Raw genomic sequence first — 5,931 nt, forward strand, 5'->3', positions numbered from 1 at the left:
CGTTCGTTCAACACGAACTGTAGGCCAGAAAACCAGTGTGGAAGAGCGCTTCTATTTGACCAGTATGCGAAACCATGCCGCACTGATTCTGAGAACGAGCCGACTGCATTGGGGCATAGAAAATCAGCTTCACTGGGTGCTGGACGTGGTTTTTGATGATGATGCTTCAAAGGTCAAGAACCGAATTGCAGCCCAGAATTGGGTCATGGTGCGGCAGATGGCTGCCCATCTGCTGCGGCGTGAAGGGACGGGCAAGGGAAGTCTGGCCTCTAAACAGTTCCGCGCCACGATGGATTTGCCATTTCTAGAGGCTGTCCTGACTTTGCGGTAGCCCTGTACCGCTGCCCGCATTTCAAGGGGTCCGGGCAGACGCGGGGCGTAGGCTGTTCAGATGGATACCCTGGAAAAGGAAGTGGTTCAACTGGCGCAGCGGCACGGATTTTCCGGCGTCGTGCGCGTGGACCAGGGCGGTCAGACCCGGCTGGAGCGGGCGTTTGGGCTGGCCCACCGGGGCTACGGGCTACCCAACACCGTCCATACCCAGTTTGCCCTTGCAAGCGGCACGAAAACCCTGACGGCGTTAACGGTCATGGGTCTGGTGGCCGACGGCACGCTGGGCCTCTCCACCCCTGCACGCCAGTTTCTGGGCCAGGATTTGCCGCTGATTGATGACGCCGTGACCATTGAGCAGTTGCTGGCCCACCGCTCCGGCATCGGCGACTATCTGGACGAGGACGAAATATCGGACCCCAACGCCTACCTGATGCCGGTGCCCGTGCATCAACTGGACAGCACGGAAAGTTACCTGCCCGTGCTGGACGGTCACCCCGCCAAATTTCCGCCCGGCCAGGAATTTTCCTACTGCAACAGTGGCTATGTGGTGCTGGCACTGCTGGCCGAACGCAGCAGCGGCGTGCCTTTTGCCCGTCTGGTGCAGCAGCGGGTCTGTCAGCCTGCCGGACTGGAACACACTGCCTTTCTCCGCTCCGATGAGCTGGCGGGCGACGTGGCGGTGGGGTATCTGGACGCGCCGCACACCGGGCGCAGCAACGTGTTTCACCTGCCCGTCTGCGGCAGTGGCGACGGCGGAATCTACTCCACGCTGCGCGACATCCACGCACTCTGGACGGCGTTTATGGCGGGTCAGATCGTGCCACCTGCCTGGGTTCAGGCGATGCGACAGCCCCTCAGCGTCATGCCGTCGGGGAACGCGTATGGCCTGGGCCTGTGGCTCTCGCCGGGCAGTGACGATGGCGGCGAGGCCAGCATCAGCATGCAGGGCATGGACGCGGGCGTGTCCTTTGACAGCGTCCACTCCCCCGTCAGCGGAACCACCGTGACCGTGATCTCCAGCACTTCAGATGGAGCCTGGCCGCTCAGTACGTTTCTGGGTAAATTTCTGACGGCGCAGCGGCTGGCGGAGTAGATTCTGGACACGAAAAAGCGAGCGCCCCAGACAGGGTACTCGCTTCTTTTCTGGCGGTCCGGACGGGATTTGAACCCGCGACCTTCTGCGTGACAGGCAGATATGCTAACCGCTACACTACCGGACCCCATCTTTCCCAGCTCAGGCTGGTTGACCAGCGGACAGAAGATTAAGGGTCAGGGACGGAGAAGTCAAGCCGCGCGCCATCTGCCGTGCTGGACTGGGGCTAGTCTGGGCGGCATGACACAGACTGAGTTGCCCGTTGCCCGAGTAGTCTTCACGCGCGGTGGCGTGGACGAGAGCATTCACGGGGTTCATCTGGCCGTGTTGGATGGGGATGGAACCTTGATCGCCAGTTGTGGTGACCCCGATCTGGTGACCTTTCCGCGCAGCAGCAGCAAGCCGGTGCAGGCGCTGCTGCTGGCCCTGGCTGCGCCCGAACTGCCCTCCGACGAACTGGCGATTGCCTGTGCCAGCCACGCCGGAACGCCGGAGCATCTGACGGCGGTGATGCGCCTGCTGGAGCGTTCGGGCAGCACGGTGGCCGATCTGCGCTGCGGCACCCACCCGCCCTTCGATGCGGCGGTGGCGGCGGAGCTGATCCGTACAGGTGAACGGCCCACCCCTTTGCACCACAACTGTTCGGGCAAGCACGCCGGAATGCTGCTTTCGTGCGTGCTGAATGGCTGGCCGAAGGAGGGCTATACCGAACACGCCCACCCGCTGCAAGTCCGCATCCGTGAGCTGCACGCCGAACTGGGCGGCGTCGATCTGGAAGCGGTTGAAGCGGGCACCGACGGCTGTAGCGTCCCGGCCTTCGCGCTGCCGCTGAGTGCCGCCGCCCGGATTTTTGCGGGTCTGGCGCAGCCTTCAGGTGAATATTCAGCGGCGCTGGAACGCATTTTCGGAGCCATGACCGAGCATCCTTTCCTGGTGGCGGGGCCGGGGCGGCTGGACACCACGCTGATGCCGCTGGTTCCCGGTCTGGTGGCCAAGATGGGTGCGGAGGCTTTTTACGGCATGGGCCTGCGCCAGACCCCACGCGGGCCGCTGGGCGTGGCCTTCAAGGTGATGGACGGCGGCGAGCGGGCGCGGGCGCATGTGGCGCTGGCCGTGCTGGAAGCGCTGGGCATTCCGCTCACGCTGGAAATGCAGGCCCTGGCCCCCGCCACGCTGCACAACTGGGCCGGGCGCGAGGTGGGCGGCGTGCGGGTGGAACTGCCACTGGTGTGGGCCTAGCGCTCCCAGGCTTCATCTGCCATCTGGCTGATGCCTTCATGCCTTGCCGGGTTCACACTGAACCATGACCCTGACCGATGTGGACGTGACCGCTTTTGACCCCCACACCGCGCCCCCTGAACAGCGTCTGGCGGTGGGCCACCTGAAAGCCGACATCTTCGCCTTCGCATATCCCCAGGAGCCGCCGATCAGTGCGGAGAGGGAGGCGCTGACCCTGACCCAACTTAAACCCGCTGAATGCACCGAGTATTTTGTGGTCTGGGACGGCGAACAGGCCGCCGGACTGGGCAGCCTGAATTACGACACGCAGCAGAATCTTCATCTGGCCCACGCGCGCCTGATCGTGCATCCCCGGCACCGCCGCCAGGGCCTGGGCCGCGCGCTGGCCGCCGCGCTGGAAGGGCTGGCCCGCCGTGAAACGCGCCGCACCATTACCTTCGTGACCTCGGACCGTCATGCGGGCGGCGACGCCTTTGCCCGGCTGCTGGGGGCCGAGGCCGCGCTGCCCACACGCCAGAGTCGCCTGGAACTGGCCGGGGTTGACCCTGAACTGGTGGCCCGCTGGCTGATCCGGCCAGCCGGGGAGCCGTACCGCCTGCACATCTGGGACGGCCCCATCCCCGGCGATTATCTGGAGCGCATGGCGGACCTGATGATGGTCATGAACTCCGCCCCGAAGGGCGAACTGGAGATGGACGACTGGCGCATCACCCCCGAAATGATCCGGGGCTGGGAGGCGAATTCGGCGGAAAGTGGTGAGCGCGAACTGCTGATCGCCGTGGAAGACGCCCGCAGCGGCGAACTTGTGGGTTATACCGACGTGTCGTGGACGCCAGAGCGCGCCTCCATCATCCATCAGGGATCGACTGCCGTTCGTCCCGCCGCGCGTGGGCAGGGGCTGGGCAAATGGCTCAAGGCGCTGATGCTGGACTATCTCGCGCAGAATGCCCCCGAGGCCCGCGTGATCCAGACCAACAACGCCGAGGAAAACGCCGCCATGCTGGGCATCAATGTGGCGCTGGGCTTTAAACCCTGGGTGGCGATCACCGAATGGCAGCTCAGGCTGAAGTGAACGCGAGGAGGGCGGCGCAGTCGTGATTGACTGCGCCGCCCTCTTTTTCTCTCAGGTCATTTCCGCTCAGGCTTTCGCGTTGGCCCCGCGCCCCTGGCCCAGCCGGATCTTGAAGTCCCGGATTTCATAGCCCTTGACCGTTTCGTTGGTGGTCACGGTGGGCGCGGTGACGATTTCCACGTCGTTCCAGATCAATAGGCGGCGCAGGAAGGCGTCGCTCTCGCGGATCGCCAGGAACGCGCCGGGGCAGCGGTGGTGGCCGTCGCCGAAGGCCAGCACCGGGGCCTGCACGCCGCGCGGCAGCGGGCGCATGGGGCACAGGGCATTGGCCGGGTCACCCACCACGTCTGGGTCTGTATTGGCGTCGGTGATGTGCAGGGCCATCACGCTCCCTGCCGGAACGGTCTGGCCGTCCAGCGTCAGGTCCTCGTTGGCGCGGCGGTACAGCGTGCGGACCACCGGCTCCAGCCTCAGAATCTCGTGCAGGATGGCGTGGCGTTCCTTCTCGGTGCCGTGGACATAATCGGCGCGCAGTTCGGGGTGCGCCAGCAGGTGCCACGCGGCGGCGCTGATGAACTCGCGGGTGGTGACCATGCCCGCCGTGGCGTAGGTCAGGCACTCGGTGACGATTTCCACGTCGCTGTAGTCGCGGTCAAGCAGATGGCTGATCAAGTCGTCACGGCGTTTGCGGCGGCGCACGGCGATGGCAGGCTTGACGTCCAGCAGGAAGAAGGCGGCCAGATTGCTCTGCATCAGGGTCTGCTTGCCCCGGCCCATGCTCTGGGCGGCCCCCGGCTGACTGTCCAGGCCGTTTTCCACGAAGCTCATGATCCGTTTTTCCAGGCCCGGCAGCACGCTGCTGGTCAATCCCACCACCTGCGCGGCCACTTCCACGGCCAGCACCAGGCTCAGGTCGTCCAGATTGGCCTCGCCGTCACGCACCAGCCCAGCGATCAGTTTGTCGGCCAGGGCCGCGATCATCGGTTGATAGCCCGCCACCGAGGCCGGGGTGAAGTACTTGGCGGTCTGGCGGCGCATGTCGTGGTGGTGGTCCCCCTCCGCGAACAGCACTGGCAGGTTGGTCATTCTCGGACCTCCGCTGGACGCGGACTCGGACATGAACCCGGCCTGTGAAACTCCGTCCTGCTTCAGCACCTCGCGGGCGGTGGCAAAGCGGTGGATGTGGTACAGGCCGTCCTCACCGTGCGTCATGGCGGGCAGGCGGGCGACGTCTTTTGCTTCATGTGTCAGCGGTTCGCCGTAGCCGAAGGGGCAGCCGGAGGCGGTGGTGGGTGTCAGGGTCTTGCGGGTAGATCTGGAAGGTTCGGTCATGGGTTTGGCTCCTGGGAAGGTGGATTCTGAGATGGATCGGAGGAAGATTCGCTCTGCTGCCGGGCGGCGTGCGCCACGCCTTGCAGGGTCTGGATCAACGTGAGTTGCTGCGGGGTGCCCAGATGCGCCAGCGGAGGTCCGGTCAGGGCGCGGACGGTTTGCAGGGCCGCTGCCCAGCGCTCACGCCCTGCCGGGCTGATGCGAACGATCACACCGCGCCCATCCGTGCCGCCACGTTCACGGGTCACGGCTTCCAGTGCGTCCAGCGCGGACAGCACCCGGCTGATCTCGTAGCGCGGCACACCCAGTTCGCGGGCCAGATCGGCGGGATGCTGCGGCCCACTTTGCAGGTACGACAGGGCGATAAAACTGCGCAGGTCTAACCCGTGCCGTGTGCGGAGGCGGACCTCGCCCACGGTGGTGAGCGCCTGCCAGATGTCCTACAGCGCAGTGAGAAAATGTAGCTCGGGGCTGTTCAGCTCGGCATCGGTGAGTGGAGAGGAGGGGGGGAGACTCACCGCGCCATGATGCCCGACAGCGAAGATGATTGCAAACTGCAATCGTAACTACTCAGCAGGGGGACTTGCGGAGTGGAATCAGATAGAGTAGGCGCATCAAGAACGCTCTTTGCCCCAATTGCCTGATCCTTCAAGCTCGCCTTGACGAGCTTGAACTGCGATTGCTGACCCTGGAAGCTCGCCTTGCCGCCACAAGCCGAACTTCTAGCCAACCGCCCAGCCAGGACAAACCGTGGGTCCCCAAGAGTGAGCGCCAGAAGAGCAACCGCTCTTCTGGCGGGCAACGTGGCCATCCCGGCAAGACGCTCAAAATGAGTGAGCATCCTGATGAAATCAGGACGCTC

General features: G+C 64.7%; 7 protein-coding genes and 1 tRNA gene. 5 read left to right on the forward strand and 3 right to left on the reverse strand.

Annotated elements, in window-relative coordinates; genetic code table 11:
- Positions 1 to 331, forward strand: a 331-nt coding sequence (locus Q319_RS0122110; RefSeq protein ID WP_139322927.1) for an ISAs1 family transposase, incomplete at its 5' end; no start/stop codon positions are given.
- Between the two features lie 60 nt (positions 332 to 391).
- Complete coding sequence (locus Q319_RS0122115) at positions 392 to 1,426, forward strand: serine hydrolase domain-containing protein (protein WP_029484574.1); 1,035 nt, start codon at positions 392 to 394, stop codon at positions 1,424 to 1,426.
- Between the two features lie 51 nt (positions 1,427 to 1,477).
- On the opposite strand, the gene Q319_RS0122120 is transcribed toward Q319_RS0122115, so the two are convergent.
- Positions 1,478 to 1,553: transfer RNA gene (locus Q319_RS0122120), tRNA-Asp, on the reverse strand.
- A 113-nt stretch (positions 1,554 to 1,666) separates the two neighbouring features.
- On the opposite strand from Q319_RS0122120, the gene Q319_RS0122125 reads away from it, so the two are divergent.
- Together Q319_RS0122125 and Q319_RS0122130 are read left to right on the forward strand one after the other, a co-directional pair.
- Entirely contained in the window at positions 1,667 to 2,665 is a 999-nt protein-coding gene (locus tag Q319_RS0122125) for an asparaginase (protein WP_029484575.1), read from the forward strand.
- Between the two features lie 64 nt (positions 2,666 to 2,729).
- Positions 2,730 to 3,737, forward strand: coding sequence for a GNAT family N-acetyltransferase (locus tag Q319_RS0122130; protein WP_029484576.1), 1,008 nt, complete (start codon positions 2,730 to 2,732; stop codon positions 3,735 to 3,737).
- A 66-nt stretch (positions 3,738 to 3,803) separates the two neighbouring features.
- Here the strand turns inward: Q319_RS0122130 and Q319_RS0122135 are convergent, their stop codons facing one another.
- Together Q319_RS0122135 and Q319_RS0122140 are read right to left on the reverse strand one after the other, a co-directional pair.
- Positions 3,804 to 5,069 (reverse strand): cytochrome P450, encoded by a 1,266-nt coding sequence (locus Q319_RS0122135; protein ID WP_034416355.1) that lies wholly within the window; start codon positions 5,067 to 5,069, stop codon positions 3,804 to 3,806.
- A complete protein-coding gene (locus Q319_RS0122140; protein WP_029484578.1) occupies positions 5,066 to 5,485 on the reverse strand; it encodes a MarR family winged helix-turn-helix transcriptional regulator in 420 nt (139 codons plus the stop codon). The genes Q319_RS0122135 and Q319_RS0122140 overlap by 4 nt, the downstream gene beginning before the upstream one ends.
- Before the next feature lie 224 nt (positions 5,486 to 5,709).
- Here Q319_RS0122140 and Q319_RS28895 point away from each other — a divergent pair.
- A partial coding sequence (locus Q319_RS28895) for a DUF6444 domain-containing protein (RefSeq protein WP_245619442.1) occupies positions 5,710 to 5,931 on the forward strand: 222 nt, incomplete at its 3' end.

The sequence above is a fragment of the Deinococcus marmoris DSM 12784 genome (assembly GCF_000701405.1).
Lineage (GTDB): Bacteria > Deinococcota > Deinococci > Deinococcales > Deinococcaceae > Deinococcus > Deinococcus marmoris.

What these genes read in the sequence shown, in the direction of transcription:
- Q319_RS0122115 (WP_029484574.1), top strand. Translation starts at nt 392, where the DNA reads ATGGATACCCTGGAAAAGGAAGTGGTTCAACTGGCGCAGCGGCACGGA.
- Q319_RS0122125 (WP_029484575.1), top strand. Translation starts at nt 1,667, where the DNA reads ATGACACAGACTGAGTTGCCCGTTGCCCGAGTAGTCTTCACGCGCGGT.
- Q319_RS0122130 (WP_029484576.1), top strand. Translation starts at nt 2,730, where the DNA reads ATGACCCTGACCGATGTGGACGTGACCGCTTTTGACCCCCACACCGCG.
- Q319_RS0122135 (WP_034416355.1), bottom strand. Translation starts at nt 5,069, where the DNA reads ATGACCGAACCTTCCAGATCTACCCGCAAGACCCTGACACCCACCACC.